Here is a 17124-nt window from a genome sequence, read left to right on the forward strand (position 1 = left end):
ACAAAGCGGCTCGAAATTGTACACAAAATTGACCGCTTAGACACTTTGATACCTAATCGTTGCAATCTGCATGAAGCATGCAATAACGTTGCGTTAATACCCCACAAAAACCTGGAATGACCAGCCGATTTTACTATTCTCTTTGAAGGGGTTAAAGTTATTTTCCGTTGCAAGGACAGCGGCCGAGAGATTGGCTCAAGTTTTTGAAACAATGCGCCATTAGCTCAATTGGCAGAGCAACTGACTCTTAATCAGTGGGTTCGGGGTTCGATTCCCTGATGGCGCACCATCTCCCCCGCGGGCCGTGATTTCACTGGCCAGCGGGTTTTTCAGTTTATACCCCGGTGCCTAGATCTCCTCGCCGGCGATCTCGTAATCCTCGGCGTCATGGACAGGGACCTCGGTGCCGTCGGACATCTTCAGGTCGGTCATCCGGTTGTCCGGATCCACCACGCCGATGTCGTGGCCGGACTCACGCAGGCGGCGCAGGCCCTCCTTCAGCATGCGCCGGCCCATGCGGTTCGACCCGGTCACGCCGGACATGTCCAGCACCACGGCCTCGTTGTCGAAGTCCTGGTCGGCTAGCTCGTAGAGGATGGTCTCCGCGGCGTTGAAGTTGATCTGCCCCTGCAGGCGGAAGACGTAGGTGTCCTCTTCCTCGTGAATATCACGGATGGGCGCGATACCGTAGCGCTCCTCCGTCGACATCAGGTGCAGGCCCATGTCGCGGGAGACCAGCTTGAAGGCCTCCACGCCGCGCACGCTGTTGCCTTCCTTGTTCAGCCGCGGCGAGAACGTCGCGATACCCAACTGGCCCGGCAGCGTACCGATAAGCCCGCCGGCCACGCCCGACTTGGCGGGGATGCCGACCTCGGCCATCCAGCGGCCGGCACCGTCGTACATGCCGGCCGAACTCATCACCGACAGCGTCAGGCGGCACACGTCCGCGTCCAGGATCTTCTCGCCGGTGACCGGCTGGCGGCCGCCGTTGGCCAGCGTAGCCGACATCACGGCCAGGTCCCGCACGTCGACCAGGAGGGAACACTGGCGGATGTAGGTGGTCACGGCATCGGGCGCCTCGTCCTTGATGATGCCGTAGTTGCGCAGCATGTGCGCCAGGGACAGGTTGCGGTCGGAGTGCTCCAGCTCGGAGCCGCACACGCGCTCGTCCATGCCCAGCTCCCGGCCGGCCAGGCGCGACATATAGGAGCGGATGCGCTCGACGCGCTCGTCGACGGTCGAATCCACGCCGTTAATCAGCTGCGTGACGGCGATGGCGCCCGCGTTGATCATCGGGTTGACCGGCCGGTGATCCTCGGCGTTCAGGGACAGCTCGTTGAAGGCCTCGCCGGAGGGCTCCATGCCGACGATTTCGCGCACCGCGTCCAGGCCCAGCTCCTGCAGCGCGAGCGCGTAGACGAAAGGCTTGGAGATGGACTGGATGGTAAAGCGTTCCTCTTTGTCCCCGGCGCTGTAGACGTTGCCCGTGGTCGTGCACATGGCCGCGGCCAGGTAGGACGGGTTGGCGTCGGCCAGCTCGGGGATATAGTCCGCGACGGCGCCGCCGTCGGAGTAGCGCACTTTGTCGAGGATTTCTTCGAGGTAAAAAGGGATCGGAGTTTTCACCCTGACCAGCCTACCGGCAGTTAAACTAGTCCTCATGACTACGCACGCCGATGCCCTCCTCGTCGTCGACGTCCAGCACGACTTCTGCCCCGGCGGCGCGCTCGGCACTGAGCGCGGCCACCTGGTAGCAGAGGGCATCGCTGGCGTTATTGCCGATTATCCCGCGGTGGTGGCCACCCTGGACTGGCACATCGACCCGGCCGGGCACTTTTCTGACAACCCCGACTTCGTCGACACGTGGCCGGTGCACTGCCTGGCCGACACCGAGGGCGCCCGGCTGCACCCGGCGCTGCCGCAGGAGGATATCGACGAGTTTTTCTACAAGGGCGCCTACACCGCCGCCTATTCCGGCTTCGAGGGCGCCAGCCAAGCGGGCACGTCGCTGGCGGACTACCTGCGGGGCCGGGGGATTAAGCGCGTGGACATCGTGGGCATCGCCACCGATCACTGCGTGCGCGCCACGGCCCTCGATGCCCTCCGCGAAGGCTTTGCTGTCACCGTGCGCCGGGACCTGTGCTCGCCGGTGAGCGAGGACGCCGCGCAGGCGACCTTCGCCGAGCTGCGCGCCGCCGGGGCCGAGCTGGCCTAAAACCTGTGGATAACGCGCGTTGTATTACGTGTAATACACATTCGGCGAGTTATCCACAGCTTCGGCCGGCTTAACGTTGAGCCGGGGCGCCCGCCTTCCTAGCGTGAGGGTCATGCACGCACTCGAAGCCTCCATCAGAAGCCGCGCCGACGGCATCACGTATCTTTCTCTTGCCCGCGACCCCGACTACGACACCCTTGTAAGCTGGGGCGAAGACCCCCAGTCCGCCCGCACACTGCTGGGCCTGCGCGATCTGTTCTTTAGCACCGCGTCCTTTTCCGCCCAGCGCGCCGCGGCCCGCGATGCCGCCACCGACACCGGCCACAGCTACGCCGCGCTGCTGGCCATCTACAGCCAGGTCAAGCGCCTCAAGCAGCAGTCCGATGCCGTCAGCCCCCTCATGGAGCTCTCCCGCACCCCGGGCGACGCGAAGAAGCTGCGCTCACTGGGGCGCAAGCGCGTGACCGACATCCAGCCGCGGCCGCCGGCGCGCCCCGGCGTAAAAGTCACCCGCTGCAGCGACGGGACGGCGACGCTGTCGATCACGGCCTCCTCGCTGGACATCGCGGACCTGCACGCGCACATCAAGACCGTCGAGGATGCCCGCGCCGTCTTCATGGGCGGGGCCGAGCGCCCGCAGATCACCACCAACGTCGTCATCCAGCTGGACGAGTTCGTGCATCTGCTCAACGGCGAAGGCCAGGATGTCGAGCTGCAGCTGACCAACGGCGGGCGGGTGACCGGGGCGGAGCTGGTCGGGCGCATCTTGAGCGACTACGGCTACGTCGGGATCTTCCACTCGGTGCACGATCCGCTGAACCTGTACCGCAGCACGAGGCTGGCCACGTGGAAGCAGCGCCACCTGGCGATGCTGGAAAACCCCACCTGCGCCTGGCCCGACTGCCGAACGCCGGCCGAGGACTGCCAGGTCCAGCACCTGCGCGCCTGGTCCGCGAGTGGGCACACCGACGCCGACAACCTCGCCACGTTGTACCGTTACCACAACTACGTCAACGACTTCTCCCCCGCCCGCTCCTGCCGCGGCCGGCTGGTCCGGCGCCACGGGCGCGTGGTCTGGACCCCGCCCCGCCGGGGATGAACCACCGCGGATAAAACACCGGGTACGAAAAAGACCCCCGCCGTTTTATGAGGCGAAGGTCGGATTCGGAATGATTCGGAATAAGGAGGAAATTACTTGCGCTGCGCGAGCAGGCGCTGCAGTTCCTTGATATCGCTGGAACGGCGACGGGAACGGAAGACCGCGAAGGCGATGCCGCCGACGACGACGGCGGCCACGCCGGCCAGAGCGATCTGAACGTTCTTGTCCTGGAGCTTGTCCTGGGCGGCAAACTTGGCATCGTTAGCCAGGTTCTGCGGGCGGCTGCGGTCGGCCAGCTCGTCCAAGGTGCCGGCCAGTTGGCGACGGGTGCGCTCGATGTCGCGCTGGATGTCCTCAATACTGCGTGCCACGTTCTACTCCTGGTATTTCGCTTAAAGTTTATCGGGTACGCGGACATTCTATCGCGTTTGCTGCCAGCGTGACGTATTGACCCAAACTCAGCCACCTGCCGGGCCGGGTATGGTGGATAGCATGACTGACCAACAGCGTTTAGAAGTAGGCGACACCGCCCCCGCGTTCTCCTTGAGCGACGACCAAGGCAATACCGTCAGCCTGAGTGATTTCGCCGGCCAGCGGGTCCTAGTTTATTTCTACCCGCGGGCCAACACCCCGGGCTGCACCAAGGAGGCTTGCGATTTCCGCGACTCTTTGGAGGTACTGAACGACCGGCGCATCGCCGTCGTGGGCATTTCCCCGGATACCCCGGAGAAGCTGGCGACGTTCCGCGCCGATCACGACCTGAATTTCCCGCTGCTGTCCGACCCAGACAAGGAGGTCATGACGGCCTACGGCGCATTCGGCGAGAAGAAGAACTACGGCAAGGTCGTCCAGGGCGTTATCCGATCCACATTCTTGGTGGACGCCGAGGGCACGATCGCCCTGGCTAAGTACAACGTCAAGGCCACCGGCCACGTGGCCCGCATCAGCAAAGAACTAGACGCCTAAATTATCCCTCCATGAGCACCCCCTCCACCGATAATCCCAAGACCGAAGCGAACGAGCAGTCGGGCACGGCCGAGATCCTGGTCCCGCGCCGGCGGCCGGCGCAGGCCCGTAGCCGCGAGCGGTTCAACCGGATTCTGCAGGCCGCGCGCAGCGTGCTCGTGGACTTAGGCTTTGAGTCTTTCACCTTCGACGAGGTCGCGCGCCGCGCCGAGGTGCCGATTGGCACCTTGTACCAGTTCTTCGCCAACAAATACGTCCTCGTCTGCGAGCTGGATCGCCAGGACAGCGCCGAGAACCTGGCGCAGATCCAGCGCTTTTCCGAGCACGTCCCGGCGCTGCAGTGGCCGGACTTCCTCGACGAGTTCATCGACCACTTGGCCTCGATGTGGCGCAAGGACCCATCCCGGCGGGCCGTCTGGCACGCCGTCCAGTCCACGCCGGCCACCCGCGCGACCGCCGCGGCCACCGAGCGCGAAATCCTGGAACCGCTCGCGGATATCCTCGCCCCGCTAGCAACCGGCATGAACTACGAGGAGCGCATAGAGCTGGCCGGCTTCCTGGTCCACACGGTGGTCTCCCTACTCAACTACGCCATCCGCACCGAGGACGCCGACAGCTTCGCCTCCGTCGTCGGCGAGGTCAAGCGCATGCTCGTGGCCTACCTCTTCTCCGTGGCCACGACCTAGAGGCCGCAACCTAGGCGCCGCGACTCGCCCCTCCCCGCACGCGCTAGCAGGAAAGTATCACTGTCGCGACCACGTAGTCGCCGTCGTGCGAGATGCTGAGGTTGGCCTGCCAGCCGGGGAGGGAGGCATCGATAGCCGTGCGGACCTGGCCGGTCACGTGCAGGCCGACCCTCCCCCACGCGTCCGGCTGGACGCTGACCTCGGCCCAGTCAACCTCGTGTTCCGCCAGGCGCGGCGGGCGCCCGTAGAGCGCCTGCGACCAGGCCTTGATGAAGGCCTCCTTGGCCGCCCAGCGCCCCGCCAGGTGCTCCTCCCGGCGCGGCCTGGTCTCGGCCACGCGCTGCTCGAGGGCGGAAAAGACCCGCTCGAAGGTGGTGCCTTCCCGCCCCAGCTGCTCGGCAAAGCCGGGGATGTGGACGATGTCGGTGCCGACCGCGAACATCTAGCTAAGCTCCCCTCCCCGCAGGCGCGCCTGCGGATCTAGCAAGACCTGCGCCTCGTGGTCGGCGCCGCGCCCGCCCAGGTTGCGCCCCGTAGGCCGGGCATAGAGCGCGCCCTGGCCGTGCATGGCGGCATCGCGGCGCTCCCTCCCGGCGCGCTCGCGGCGGGCGGCCTGGGTGCGCCACTCGTTGAGTGCGAACTCGCCCTTGGCCTGGCGCAGCGCCTGGGCGAACGCGCCCGGGTGCACCACGGCGATAAGCGCCGAGACATGCCCAAATCCCAGGGAGGTCACCAGCCCGGCCTTGATTTCCGCCGGCAGCGGGGTGCGTGGCCAGACCAGGTCGGAAAAGCGGCGCAGCTGCGGGTCGACGCAGTCCAGGGCCCGGTTCGGCGGGATGATACCGCGCCGCATGACCTGCATGAGCCCGATGAGTTGGAAGGCCGCTGCCCCGCCCTTGGCGTGCCCGGTCAGGTGCTTTTGCGAAATCACGTACAGCGGGTTGCCGGGGGTACGCCCGCTGGCCCGCGCCAGGCGCTGGTGCAGGTCGGATTCGTTCGGATCATTGGCCTCCGTGGAGGTGTCGTGCTTGCTGATAACGCGCACGTCGTCGGCGTCCAGCCCGTACGGGGCGAGCGCGTCCGCCAGCCGGTTGTCCCGGGCGGCCGAAAGTGCGCCCAGCCCGGGCGCGGGGATGGAGGTGTGCGCCCCGTCGGCAAAGGACTCCGCAAACGCCACCACGCCTAACACCGGCAGGCCCAGCTCCGCCGCCAGGTCGCCGCGGGTCAGCAGCAGCGCGCCGCCGCCGGCGGATTCCACGAAGCCGGCGCGCCGCCGGTCGTTGGGGCGGCTGAAATAGCGCTCGGCGATGCCCGCCGCCGCCAGCGCGGCAGAATCCGCCGTGGCGGCCATCGCGCCAAACCCGGTCACGGATTCCACGCTCATGTCGTCGACGCCGCCGGCCACCACGAAGTCGGCCTTGCCCAGCCGCAGCTTGTCGGCGGCTTCCTCGACGGAGACCGCCGCGGTCGCGCACGCGGCCACCGGGTGGACCATCTGCCCGTAGCCGCCCACGTAGTCCTGCATGACGTGCGCGGCGATGACATTGGGCAGCGCCTCCTGCAACACGTCGTTGTTGCGCGGCTGGCCCAGCAGGCGGTCGACGTAGAGGCCGCGCAGGGAGGCCACCCCGCCCATCCCGGTACCCTGGGTGTTGCTGACCCGCGCCGGGTGGACGTGGGCGAGCAGCTCGGCGGGGCTAAACCCGGCGGAGGTAAACGCCTCGACCGTGCAGATGAGGTTCCACACAGCCAGGCGGTCCAGGTTCTCCAGCATGTCGGCGGGGATGCCGTAGGCGGCTGGGTCGAAGCCGTCGGGCAGCTGGCCGCCCACGAACCGGGTCATCACGGTGCGCCGCGGCACGCGGATTTCGCTCCCCTTCGGGCGGGTGACCTCCCAGGCATCCCCGGCGGGGCGCACCCGTGCGCCGGCGGCGGCGAAGTCGCGGGCACTGTCGGCGTCGGCGGTGTTGAAGGTCAGGTCGCGGTCCAGGTAGACCGTGGTCAGCTCGCCGGCGAGGTTGTCGCTAATGCCGGCATCGTCGCGCAGGCGGCGCACGCCGACGCTGGCCATGACCTCGTCGTGGAAGCGGGCGTAGATATCGGCCTCGGCCACCGGCTCCCCGGCGGCGTCTACCCAGCCGTCCTCCCAGCGGATCAGCCCCATCGACCAGGCCAGCTCCACCACGCCGGCGGCGCTGAGGTCGCCGCCGAGCTCCGCCTCGAAGCGGGTGCGCGCGCTGCCCCAGGGGCCGAGCTCGCCCGCGCCGACGACGACCACCATCTCCTCTAGGCCGGCCGCGACCTCCCCGAAGTCCGGCTCCAGGGCTGGGCCCGGGGCCTCGGTCAGGTTGGGCAGGGCCGGCACGACCCGCGCGTCCGGCTCCGCCGCGGCCTCTGCCACGGCTGTCGATGCCTCCCGCCGAAGCGCCGCCAAATCCACGTCCGCGGCGGCTAGTCCCCCAGTCAGGTCCACCGCGACCGGCTCCTCGCGCGCGGCCCGGCGGGCGGCCGGGTTGGCGCCTTCGGCCAGCAGCTCGGCGGCGATTTCGCGGGTATCCCAGGTGCGCACGCCGCGGGCCTCGGCGGCGGCGACCAGCGGATCGTTGCCGCCCATCAGGCCGGTGCCGCGCACCCAGCCGATCTGAGCGTGCACCAGGCCCACGCGGTTGGCCCAGGCCGGTTCGCGACGCCAACGGTTTTCGACGGCATCGAGGGCCGCTTTGGCCTCGCCGTAGGCGCCGTCGCCGCCGAAGCGCCCGCGGTTGGGGCTACCCGGTAGGACGACGTGGACGTGCTCCGAGATCTCGGCGGTGGCGGCGATGAGCCGCTCCACCGACCACAGCAGCAGGCGCATCTGGCGCTCGCTGCCCGCGCCCGCCTCGGCCAGGGTGCCGGCCACGCGCGGCGCGGCGAACGGGAAGAGCAGAGTCGGCGTCAGCGCCGGCTTCACCAGGCGCACCTCGGCGCCGACGGTGCGGGTGCGCTCGCTGCCCACCCAGTCGGCCAGGGCGTCGACATCGGCAAACGATGCCACATTACACGGCACGACCCACAGCGCCGCCTGGCCGCGGGCGTGGTCGCGGTAGAGGCGGGTAAAAAAGTCCAGGCGCGCCTGGTCCAGCCGGGAGCTAGTCGCCACGACGGTCGCCCCGCCTCGCAGCAGCTCGGCGGTGATGGCCGCGGCAATGGAGCCCGGCGCGGCGCCGGTTATCAGCGCGCAGTCGGCGGCGTAGTCGAGGCCGGCCGGGTCCGTCCGGGCCGCGGCGGCAAGCTCCGGGTGGCCGGCGTACTCGGCGATGCGGGCGACCTCCTCGCCGGTCGCCGTCACATCGCCGCGGCCCTGGGCGGCGTCCTCGCGCGCCGAGGCCCAGCGGTCGTCGAGCAGGAGCGCCCGCGCCGGGTTGAAGGCCGGGTGCACGAAGTCGGCCCAGCCCGCGCCCAGCTCGCGGTCGACGGCTTGGGCGAGTTCGCGCGCGTTTTCGCCTCCCGCGCCGGCACCATCATCCTGGCCCTCCGTGCTGGCTGCCTCCGGATCCAGCCGCTCGACGAGGTCGCGGGCGTTGGCGGTTAAGGCATTGGTGAGCTCGCGCAGGGCGACCGGGTCAGCGGTAGCTGCCGCGGCCGCGGCAGGTTCCGGCAGCGGGGTGGTGATTCCGGCGGCGTGAACGGCGGCATCGATAGCCGCGTCGAGGCCGGCGGGCAGGCTGGCTAGCTCGCCGCCACGCAGGGAAGCCCCGGGGCGGGTGCCGTCGACCAGGTGGGCGAGCACGCGGTCCAACCAGCCGGGGCCCAAGCCCCACCGGCCGCGCACGCGTTCGGAAACATACGAGGTCGGCTGCGCGGCCGGGCCGGTGAGATCGCGCAGGCAGGCCTCCACCTGCGGGTGGAGCACCGGCCCGAAGGCCTGGTAGCCGCGGGCCTGCCGGTCGACTAGCTCGCCCAGGCTGGCCAGGTCGAGGTCGGCGGCGCCATCGATGGCGGCAATCCCCAGCTCGGTCGAGATATCCAGCAGCAGCTGGTTGCGCCTGGACGACTGGCCCTCCACCAGGGACTCGATGGTGTCTTCCGGCCGCAGCTGGTCGAGGCGCACCTTGGTCCAGGCGGCCACCAGCAGGCGGAGGGCGTCGCTGGCCAGCAGCGGCCGGTCCGCCGGTGTGTCTGTGGCAGCCGGCTGCTCTGGTGCGGGCGCGGGCGCGGCTACCGGCTCCGGCTCCGTCTCGGGCTCCGGTTCTAGTTCCGGCTCCGGTTCCGGTGCGGGCTCAGGGTCGGCATCGGTGGCGAAGACGACAGCCTGGTCGCGCTCGGCGTTGAGAACCTCCACGCGCGCCGCGCCCGGGTGCTGGCGCAGCATATTGGCCAGGGTGGGCGCGCTGGCCACGCCGATTTCGACAAAGCGCTCAACTCCCAGCGGCCCCAGCGCCAAATCCTGGGTCTCGATCCAGCGCACCGGGGAGGCGAACTGCCAGGCCAAAAGCTCCACCAGAAGGGTGCGGCCGCGCTGCTGGGCCGGCTGCGTGCGGGCCACGGACAGCCACGGCGAGTCCACGACCTCCTCCATGGCCTGGATGAACTCCTCGCCCAGGTCGAAGGGGCGGGCCACCAGGTTGGGGATGTAGCGGCCGATCAGCCGGTCCAGGTCTATATCCGCCGGGATGAGCTGGTCCAGGTGCCGGCGGAAATCGTCCACCCCGTCGCGCAGGCGGGAGGAGTGGAAGGGCACGTCCACGCCGGGAATGAGGACGAAGGCGCGCTCGCCACGGGAGTCGGCATCGGCTTCCAGGGCGCGCAGCCCGGCGCGCGTGCCCGCCACGGCGTACTGCTTGCCCTTGACGTTGTAGTTGACGATCTCCAGGAACTCGCCCGTAATCGCCGACAGCTGGCCGACGTAGTCGAAGACGTCCGTGTCCGCCATGCCCATCTTGTGCGGGCGCAGCGCCGCCAGCCCGTAGTTGGAGTTGCCGTCGCCGTCCCGCGGGACAAGACGGTGCATGGTCAGCCCGCGCTGGTAGACGATCTCGATGACCGCCTCCACCGAGAGCACGTCCGCAAAGGCAGCCAAAGCGTTGTACTCGCCCACCGAGTGCCCCGCGAAGAAGGCGTGCTCGGCCAGCACCCCGGCCTCACGCAGCTGGGCGACCTGCGCGCAGCCCAGCGTGGCCATGGCCACCTGGGTGAACTGGGTCAGGTACAGCACCCCGTCGGGGTGGGAGAAGCCTTCGCCGGCCACCTGCACCTCGTGCGGGTTCCGGCGCACGATGTCCAGGATGGAAAAGCCCAGCGCCTGCCGGGTATGTGCGTCGGCGCGGTCCCAGACCGCGCGCGCGGCCGGGGACGCGGCATAAGCTGCCATCCCCATGCCGGGCGACTGGATGCCCTGCCCGGGGAAAGCGTACCACGTCACCGGTGCGGCCAGCTGGGCGGTCGCCTCCAACACGGGAACGCCGCCCACGGTGGCGGTGACGGTGCGCACTTCCCCGCCGGCGGCCTGCCCGATCCGCGCGGTGGAAAACTCCACGGTCTGCCCCGGCAGGACCGGGGCCAGCAGGCGCGCGTGCCAGCCCACGATGTTCTCCCCGGCGGCCAGCTGCGCCAGCGCCGAGGTCCACATGCCGTGGACAATCGGGCCTTGGGGCAGGCCTGCCGCCCGCGCCAGGTTCTCGTCGGTGTGGATGGGGTTGAAGTCGCCGGTGACCTGGGCGAAAGGCCGCATGCTCTCCGGCGCGATAACCGCCACCTGGCCGCGGCTTAATAGCGGGGTCGGGCGGGCGGCCGGGTCCGTAACGTCCAATGCCGGCAGCTCGTCGGCTCCAGCCGTACCGGGGATGAGGAAGCGCTCGGTCAGCGTTGCCAGGTGCTGGTGCCCGCTCACGATGCCGACGTGAACCTCCAGCACCCGTCCCCGCGCGGTGGCTAGGTCGCGGGTCAGGTGGGCCTTGGCGCTGACCTGCGCGCCGTGCTGCGGAAGCTCGGAGTGCAAGCGCACCGCGTGCTCCAGGTGCACCAGCCGCAGCAGTCCCTCGACGGCGTCGGTGTCGGCGATCACCGCGAAGATGGCCGGCCAGGCCGGCCCCACCAGCGCGTCGGCGGACGGACCGGAGGCGCCAGCCGGGCCGCTCTCGTCCGACAGGTAGCCCGCGGTCACGGTCTGGTAGTCCACGGTGTTCAGCGTCGTCGACCACGCCGCCGCCCCGCCGACAACCTCGGGCAGCTGCCCACCGGCGGCCCGGCGCGCCAGCTCCCGCATGGCCTCACCAGCCGAATCCGCGCCCACGACGGGCACGGTCGCCGCCTCCGGCAGCGCCACCGTAACTCCCAGGCCGGGCACGCGGAATTCCCCGTCGAGACCTGCTTCCAGGCCCAGCCGGCGCGCCGGGTTGGCCACCGGGTGGCCACCCCAGTCCCAGGCCGGCGCGGACAGGATGCGCTCGCGCTCGCTCGCCGCGGGGCAGGTGAACTCCGCGCGGGCGGCCGCGGCGGCCACGAACCGCCCCAGCAGCTCGGCGACCGGCTCGTCCACGCGATCAATCCCGGCCACGGAGCGCGGCGACGGGATGATGGAGACGGCATCTGCCGGGTAGCGGGCATCGTGGGCCTGCCACAGCGAATCCGTGCGCCACCACCAGCGCACGTCCTCGTCGATGACCGGCACGAAGTTGGCGGGCTTGCCGGGGCCTTTGAGGAGATCGATAAACCAGGCGGCATCGGTAGCGCTCACGTGCTGGGTGTCGGCCTGCGGGTAGGTCGCCAGCAGGTCGGCCAGGTTTCCGACGTCCAGCTCGCCGGCGGGCAGCTGGGAGGCGAACTCGCCGTGGTCGGCGGGGTGCAGGCGAGCCTCGGCGCGCAGGAGCATCTGTGCGAAGCGGACGCGCCAGGAGTCGTCCGCCCACTCGCCGCGGTGGGACAGCTCGAGGTAGCGCTCCAGCCAGCGCCGGTAGGTCAGGCTGGTCAGGTCCCCGAAATACGGCTTGCAGGTCGCGTCCAAGGCGCTAATGATTTCGGCGCGGCGGGCGTTCACGGCATCGGCGTCGCCGGCCACGGCGTCCAGCAGCCGGCCGGCCTGGGCGAAGGAATTGTCCACCTCGTGGATGTCGGCGCCCAGCTGCGAGCGGCCCGAAGACATGCCGGCGCGGGCGGTGCCGGCCGCGATGAAGCCCTCTGTGCCGGCGGCTGCGACGAGGGCGCGCTTGACAGCCGGGGACGTGGTCGCCTCCAGCGTGGCCATGGCGGCGGTGCCGACCAGGATGGCGTCGACCGGCATGTCCGGGCGGCCATAGGCGCGCGCCCACTCGCCGGTCAGGTAGTCCGCGCCGCGCTCCGGCGTGCCGATGCCGCCGCCGACGGCCAAGTAGACGTTCTCCGCGGCGCGGATGCGCGCGTAGGTGGCCAGCAGCAGCTCGTCCAGGTCCTCCCAGGAGTGGTGCCCGCCGGCCAGCCCGCCCTCCAGCTGCATGATGATGGGGGCGGGGGCCACCGCGCGCGCGATCTCCAGCACCTTATCGACGTGGTGCTCCGCGCCGGGCTTGAAGGCCACCCAGGGGATGTTGCCCTCCCGCAGGCTCCGGTAGAGCTCCACCGCTTCGTCCAGCGGCGGGATGCCCGCCGAGCACACGATGCCGTTGACCGGCGCCCCGTTCGCCCGCGCGGTGGGCACCTGCCGCTTGCCCGCCACCTGGCGGCGCCACTGTCGGGGGTTGAGATAGAGCGCGTTGAACTGCACGTTCACGCCCGGGGCGAGGTGCTCGCGCAGGTAGGCGAGGTTGTCCCCGAGCAGTTGGTCCGTGACCTGCCCGCCGCCGGCGAGCTCGGCCCAGTACCCGGCGTTGGCCGCGGCCGCCACGATGGCCGGGTCCACCGTGGTAGGCGTCATGCCGGCCAGCAGCACGGCCTGGTAGCCGGTCAGGCGGGTAAAGCGCGTCACCAGCTCGCCGCCCGTAGTGGTGCGCGGGGCGAAATCGCGGTACGGGCGGGGCGGGGCCAGCTGGTGGCCGGGGTCGATAAGGCGGGCCTGCCCTTCCGCGGTGCCGACCGCGAGCACCCCGATGCCACGCCCCTCCACGATCTTCTCGGTCAGGGGGCGCACACCTTCTTCCGGGCCGATCTCCAGGATCCACCGCGCGCCGGCGTCGACGAGGCGGCCGACCTGCGCCGGCCAGTCGATGACGTCGGTGAGCACCGCGCGGGCGGCCCGCTCGGCCAAGCCCGTGTCCAGGCCCACCTGCTGGGCCCAGTCCACGACCTGCTCCACGGCCTCACTCATGCGCGGGTGGTGGAAGGCCGCGGCCACCTTGAGCGGCCGCGCCTCTACCCCCAGGGCGCGGGCGACGGCGAGGTTGTCGGCGGGCGGGCCGGACAGGACGGCATCGCGGGCGCTGTTGTGCAGGCCGATGACCGTGTCCGCGCCGGTGTCGCGGAGGGCGGCGGCGATGTCGTGCGGGTTCGCGTTGATAGCGACCATGGGGGCCGCGGTGCAGTCGCGGACTAGGCCGTAGCGCCGCGCCGTGTGCGTCATCGCCGCGCCGATGAGCTGGGATATAGCCAGCATCTCCGCGCGGCCGGCGGTGCCGTCCAGGCCGTCCAGCAGGAATTCGGCCAGCCGGCCTTGGGAGTGGCCGGCGACGGCGACGGCATCGTTAAGCTCCAGGCCCTGGGCGGCCAGGGCGTCGAGCAGGTTCAGCTGCGCCAGGAAGATGCCGGGTACGGAAACCTCGGGGGCGCTGAGATCCCAGGCCGGCGGCTGCTGCGCCCAGTCGAAGGGGTGGAAGCCGCGGGGGCGCCGACCGGCCAGCTCGGCGGCCAGCGGCTCCAGGATCTGCGCGGCCTGGTCCACCGTGGCGCGCAGGTCGGCGCCGGCGCCGCGTAACGAGTCGGCCCAAGAAAAACCCTGTCCCGAAAAGGACAGGGCGAAAGGTTCACGAGGATTCACGGTGAGCTGCTCCTTTTACAGGTTGGTGCTCACCTAAGGCTAGTGGAGATTCCGGCGCGCCGGAAAAACAAACTCACTAGTCGTCGTTGCGCCACTCCCCGTGCTTGTCGCGCAGCGCCTGGAAGGCGTCGCGGGCGGAGTGGATACCGTTCTCGTTGGCCCAGTCGGCGGCCTGACCGCGCACGTCGCTGGCACTCGACAGGCTGGGCTTTTGGGCCGGGCTGGCGGAGCTGGTCTCCCGCTCCGGGTTGCTGCGGGTGCGCGGGCGTTGGCTGGAAGAAGACTTGTTCGGCTTGTCCAGGCTGTCCAGGGCGTGGTTGCTCATCAGCACGTCGCGCATTCCCTCGAAAAGATCCCCCATGCCGGCCGGGTTGGACGGCATGTAGAGCACGGAGGCGTTGCCGTTGGAGGAAACGTCCACCATGGCGTCCAGGTACTGGGAGACCAGCATGAGGGCCTCGGGGGATTCCTCGACGCCGGCGTTGCGCAGCATCTCGTACTGGGCCGCGATGCCCTCGACGATCTCCTTGCGCTGGTCGGCCACGCCGCGGCCCTGCAGCTTGCGGGCCTCGGCCGCGCCCTCGGCTTCCTTGACCACGCGGATCTTTTCGGCCTCGGCCTGGGCCACGGCGGCCTCCCGCTCGCGCTGGGCGGCGTTAATGGAGTTCATGGATTCGCGCACACGCTCGTCCGGGCGGATATCGGTGACCAGGGTATTGACGAAGTGCCAGCCGTAGGCCGCCATGTTGTCACGCAGGGACTCGGCCACGTTCTGGGCGATGGTGTCCTTGGAGGAAAAGGAGTCATCCAAGTTCATGTTCGCCACGGAGGAACGCACGTTGTCCTGGACGTAGGCCACGATCTGCTGGTCCGGGCTGGACAGGGTGTAGTAGGCCTCGCGCTCGCGGCCCTGGACGACCTGGTACTGGACCGCCACGGGGATCTGGACGAAGACGTTGTCCTTGGTCTTGGTCTCCACCATCACGTCGAGCTGGCGGACCTGCAGGTTAATCTTTTCGCGTACCCGGTCGACGAAGGGGACCTTAAAATGCAGACCCGCATGCGCCACCCCCTGGTACTTGCCCAGCCGCTCCAGGATGGCGGCCTCCTTGGTGCGGACGATGAAGTATCCGTCGAACAACGTCAAAATGACGATGAGGACGATGATGCCAATGACTAGAAGCGTGCTCACGCGCGGCCTTTCTGCTTTTGGTTCGGTTTTTCGGAGCTGCTTTCGGAGAATATTATTGCACCGATCAACTCTCAGTCTGGCACATTCGCCGCCGATGCGCGAGGGAGCCCCGCCCAGCGCGTACGCCGCGCACAGCCGGGGCTGCCCTACCCGGATGGGGGTGTGGCTCCGCACCTCTCAGGAAAATGTTCCTCATTTCCGCCCCGCCGGTTTCCCGCGTCCATTATTGTCAACGCCACAGTGATTGAGTGGAAGGTCTTCGAGCACACCTGGAAGTTCAACAACGGCGAGATGGATGACCTCAACATCCACTCGACGGAGGGCTTTGACTTGATCGAGTCCATCACCCCGGGCGAGAACGACAAGCAGGTCGTCATCAAATTCAAGCAAACCTACCCGTGGTGGCAGGACACGTTCTCCTTCCTGCTGCCGCCGCAGGTCGACTCGGCCGGCGAGTTCGACGCGACCAACGTGGCCGCCAAGGGGCGCCTGGCCACCATCTAGGACATGGACAACATCGAGATCCGCGCCGTCATGCGCCCGGCCAACGTGCTCTTCGGACTGAACTCCGACGCGCCAGGCCTGGACGACATCAAGGTGCGCGAGGCCTTCATGACCGCCATCGACCGCGACCAGCTGGCCTCCATACACTTCAACGACCTGGATTACGAGGAGGACCTGCCGGGACTCCTTCGGCGAGCTCATCTCCTTCGAGCCGGAAAAGGCCAAGAAGCTGCTCGACGATGCCGGCTGGGCCCCGCGCGCCGACGGCACCCGCGAGAAGGACGGCCAGCCGCTAGCCTTGCGCTACGTGCTTACCTGCGACGGCCCGGGGATCAAGACGGAGGCTTCCGCCACCCAGAAGATGCTGGCGCTCGTCGGCATCAAGCTGGACATCGAGGAGCGCCCGTCGGCGGACTTTTCCAAGATCGTCACCAAGATCGAAGAGCTGGGCCAGATCGCGGACGCGGATGAGCAGCCCCAGAAGGCCAACCAGTTGGAGAAGGAGGCGCTGGCCAACTTCGGCGCCAAGTCCCTGGGCAGCGTCGAGGTCGAAAACGTCGGCTACGTCAGCGAATAGTCACCTAGCCGCCCGCAAACGCCGAACACCCGCCCGCTGCCTCCTAGAGACTAGGAGAGCTAGCGAACGGGTGTTTACGGGTTATAAGGGAATTAGTAGACCGTGAAGCCTTTGGCTCGGAAGACGTCGCGGATAGCTTCGACATCCTCTGCAGCCGGGGGCTTGGTGTCTTCCAATGTGTAGGGATAGCCCAGCTCACGCCACTTGTCGGCGCCCATGTTATGGAACGGAAGGACCTCAACGCGTTCCACGTTGTTGGGCCACCGTGCCACGATGTTGGCGACGTTTTGGACGTTCTCCGGGCTATCCGTCAGGTCGGGGACGACCACAAAGCGGATCCACACCGGCTTGTTTGCTGCGGAGAGCCGGTCACCGAAATCGATGGTCGGCTGCAGTTCACGCCGCGTGACTTCTTTGTAAGTCTTCTCATCGCCTGCCTTGACATCCAGCAGAACCAGGTCGATGTTGTCCAGGTCCTCGTCGCGCACGCGCGCCCCGAGGAAACCGGAGGTATCGATGGTGGTGTGGATGCCGGCATCGTGCACTTCCTTGAGCACCCGGCGGGTGAACGCCGTCTGGAACAGCGCCTCCCCACCGGAGATGGTCAACCCGCCGCCGGAGGCGTCGAAGATGGGCTTGTAGCGCTTGACGCGCTTGACCACGTCTTCGACCTTCTCCAGGGAGCCGGTCTTCATCTCGAAGGTGTCAGGATTGTGGCAGTACTGGCAGCGGAGCGGGCAACCGGACATGAACATCGTCATGCGGGTACCCGGCCCGTCGACCGAGGTCACCAGTTCCCACGAGTGCACCAAGCCGACGTCGCCAGTGCGGCGGGCTTCCATGAGCTCGGGGCGGGTGATTTGGTCGAATTCGTTGTCCCCACCCAGGCCCGCGGCGACGCCGCGAACCTTTTCGCCTTCTTCTGGTTGGAGGGTAACAACACCAGTAACGCCATCAGCCAT

The 17124-nt window shown here is 68.6% G+C and carries 12 protein-coding genes and 1 tRNA gene; 7 read left to right on the forward strand and 6 right to left on the reverse strand.

All coding sequences use genetic code 11. The features are described 5' to 3' along the window. Nucleotides 1-213 precede the first annotated feature (213 nt). Nucleotides 214-289, forward strand: a tRNA-Lys gene (locus tag QQS52_RS04605). Nucleotides 290-348: 59 nt separating this feature from the next. Here QQS52_RS04605 and QQS52_RS04610 read toward each other — a convergent pair. Beyond that, nucleotides 349-1626 (reverse strand): glutaminase, encoded by a 1278-nt coding sequence (locus QQS52_RS04610; RefSeq protein WP_070769605.1) that lies wholly within the window; start codon nucleotides 1624-1626, stop codon nucleotides 349-351. 34 nt (nucleotides 1627-1660) lie between these two features. Here QQS52_RS04610 and QQS52_RS04615 point away from each other — a divergent pair, with 34 nt between their 5' ends. Together QQS52_RS04615 and QQS52_RS04620 are read left to right on the forward strand one after the other, a co-directional pair. Then, nucleotides 1661-2215 (forward strand): nicotinamidase, encoded by a 555-nt coding sequence (locus QQS52_RS04615; RefSeq protein ID WP_472772779.1) that lies wholly within the window; start codon nucleotides 1661-1663, stop codon nucleotides 2213-2215. A gap of 112 nt (nucleotides 2216-2327) precedes the next feature. Beyond that, a complete protein-coding gene (locus tag QQS52_RS04620; RefSeq protein WP_472772780.1) occupies nucleotides 2328-3314 on the forward strand; it encodes an HNH endonuclease signature motif containing protein in 987 nt (328 codons plus the stop codon). Nucleotides 3315-3406: 92 nt separating this feature from the next. Here QQS52_RS04620 and QQS52_RS04625 read toward each other — a convergent pair whose 3' ends face one another. Next, nucleotides 3407-3685, reverse strand: coding sequence for a DUF3618 domain-containing protein (locus QQS52_RS04625; protein ID WP_472772781.1), 279 nt, complete (start codon nucleotides 3683-3685; stop codon nucleotides 3407-3409). A 121-nt stretch (nucleotides 3686-3806) separates the two neighbouring features. Here QQS52_RS04625 and bcp point away from each other — a divergent pair, with 121 nt between their 5' ends. After that, nucleotides 3807-4280: a thioredoxin-dependent thiol peroxidase gene (gene bcp / locus QQS52_RS04630; RefSeq protein ID WP_472772782.1), complete on the forward strand. Its 474-nt coding sequence runs from the start codon at nucleotides 3807-3809 to the stop codon at nucleotides 4278-4280. Between the two features lie 11 nt (nucleotides 4281-4291). Next, nucleotides 4292-4966, forward strand: coding sequence for a TetR/AcrR family transcriptional regulator (locus QQS52_RS04635; RefSeq protein ID WP_472772783.1), 675 nt, complete (start codon nucleotides 4292-4294; stop codon nucleotides 4964-4966). Nucleotides 4967-5009: 43 nt separating this feature from the next. Here the strand turns inward: QQS52_RS04635 and acpS are convergent, their stop codons facing one another. From acpS to QQS52_RS04650, 3 genes are all read right to left on the reverse strand, one after another. Next, entirely contained in the window at nucleotides 5010-5408 is a 399-nt protein-coding gene (acpS, locus tag QQS52_RS04640) for a holo-ACP synthase AcpS (RefSeq protein ID WP_472772784.1), read from the reverse strand. Further along, complete coding sequence (locus tag QQS52_RS04645) at nucleotides 5409-13889, reverse strand: fatty acid synthase subunit beta domain-containing protein (RefSeq protein ID WP_472772785.1); 8481 nt, start codon at nucleotides 13887-13889, stop codon at nucleotides 5409-5411. Between the two features lie 76 nt (nucleotides 13890-13965). Continuing rightward, nucleotides 13966-15081 carry an SPFH domain-containing protein gene (locus QQS52_RS04650; protein ID WP_472772786.1) on the reverse strand — a complete coding sequence of 372 codons (1116 nt, stop codon included), beginning with the start codon at nucleotides 15079-15081 and terminating at the stop codon, nucleotides 13966-13968. Between the two features lie 240 nt (nucleotides 15082-15321). On the opposite strand from QQS52_RS04650, the gene QQS52_RS04655 reads away from it, so the two are divergent. Next, entirely contained in the window at nucleotides 15322-15585 is a 264-nt protein-coding gene (locus QQS52_RS04655) for a hypothetical protein (RefSeq protein WP_472772787.1), read from the forward strand. 160 nt (nucleotides 15586-15745) lie between these two features. Next, nucleotides 15746-16162, forward strand: coding sequence for an ABC transporter substrate-binding protein (locus QQS52_RS04660; RefSeq protein ID WP_472772871.1), 417 nt, complete (start codon nucleotides 15746-15748; stop codon nucleotides 16160-16162). Nucleotides 16163-16254: 92 nt separating this feature from the next. Here the strand turns inward: QQS52_RS04660 and pflA are convergent, their stop codons facing one another. Next, nucleotides 16255-17124, reverse strand: coding sequence for a pyruvate formate-lyase-activating protein (gene pflA, locus QQS52_RS04665; RefSeq protein ID WP_472772788.1), 870 nt, complete (start codon nucleotides 17122-17124; stop codon nucleotides 16255-16257).

Source organism: Corynebacterium sp. 1103A, from assembly GCF_055700955.1.

Bases quoted from the DNA above. Each gene is read 5' to 3' on its own strand.
- QQS52_RS04615 (WP_472772779.1), top strand. From the start codon at position 1,661: ATGACTACGCACGCCGATGCCCTCCTCGTCGTCGACGTCCAGCACGAC.
- bcp (WP_472772782.1), top strand. From the start codon at position 3,807: ATGACTGACCAACAGCGTTTAGAAGTAGGCGACACCGCCCCCGCGTTC.
- pflA (WP_472772788.1), bottom strand. From the start codon at position 17,124: ATGGCTGATGGCGTTACTGGTGTTGTTACCCTCCAACCAGAAGAAGGC.
- QQS52_RS04620 (WP_472772780.1), top strand. From the start codon at position 2,328: ATGCACGCACTCGAAGCCTCCATCAGAAGCCGCGCCGACGGCATCACG.
- QQS52_RS04635 (WP_472772783.1), top strand. From the start codon at position 4,292: ATGAGCACCCCCTCCACCGATAATCCCAAGACCGAAGCGAACGAGCAG.
- acpS (WP_472772784.1), bottom strand. From the start codon at position 5,408: ATGTTCGCGGTCGGCACCGACATCGTCCACATCCCCGGCTTTGCCGAG.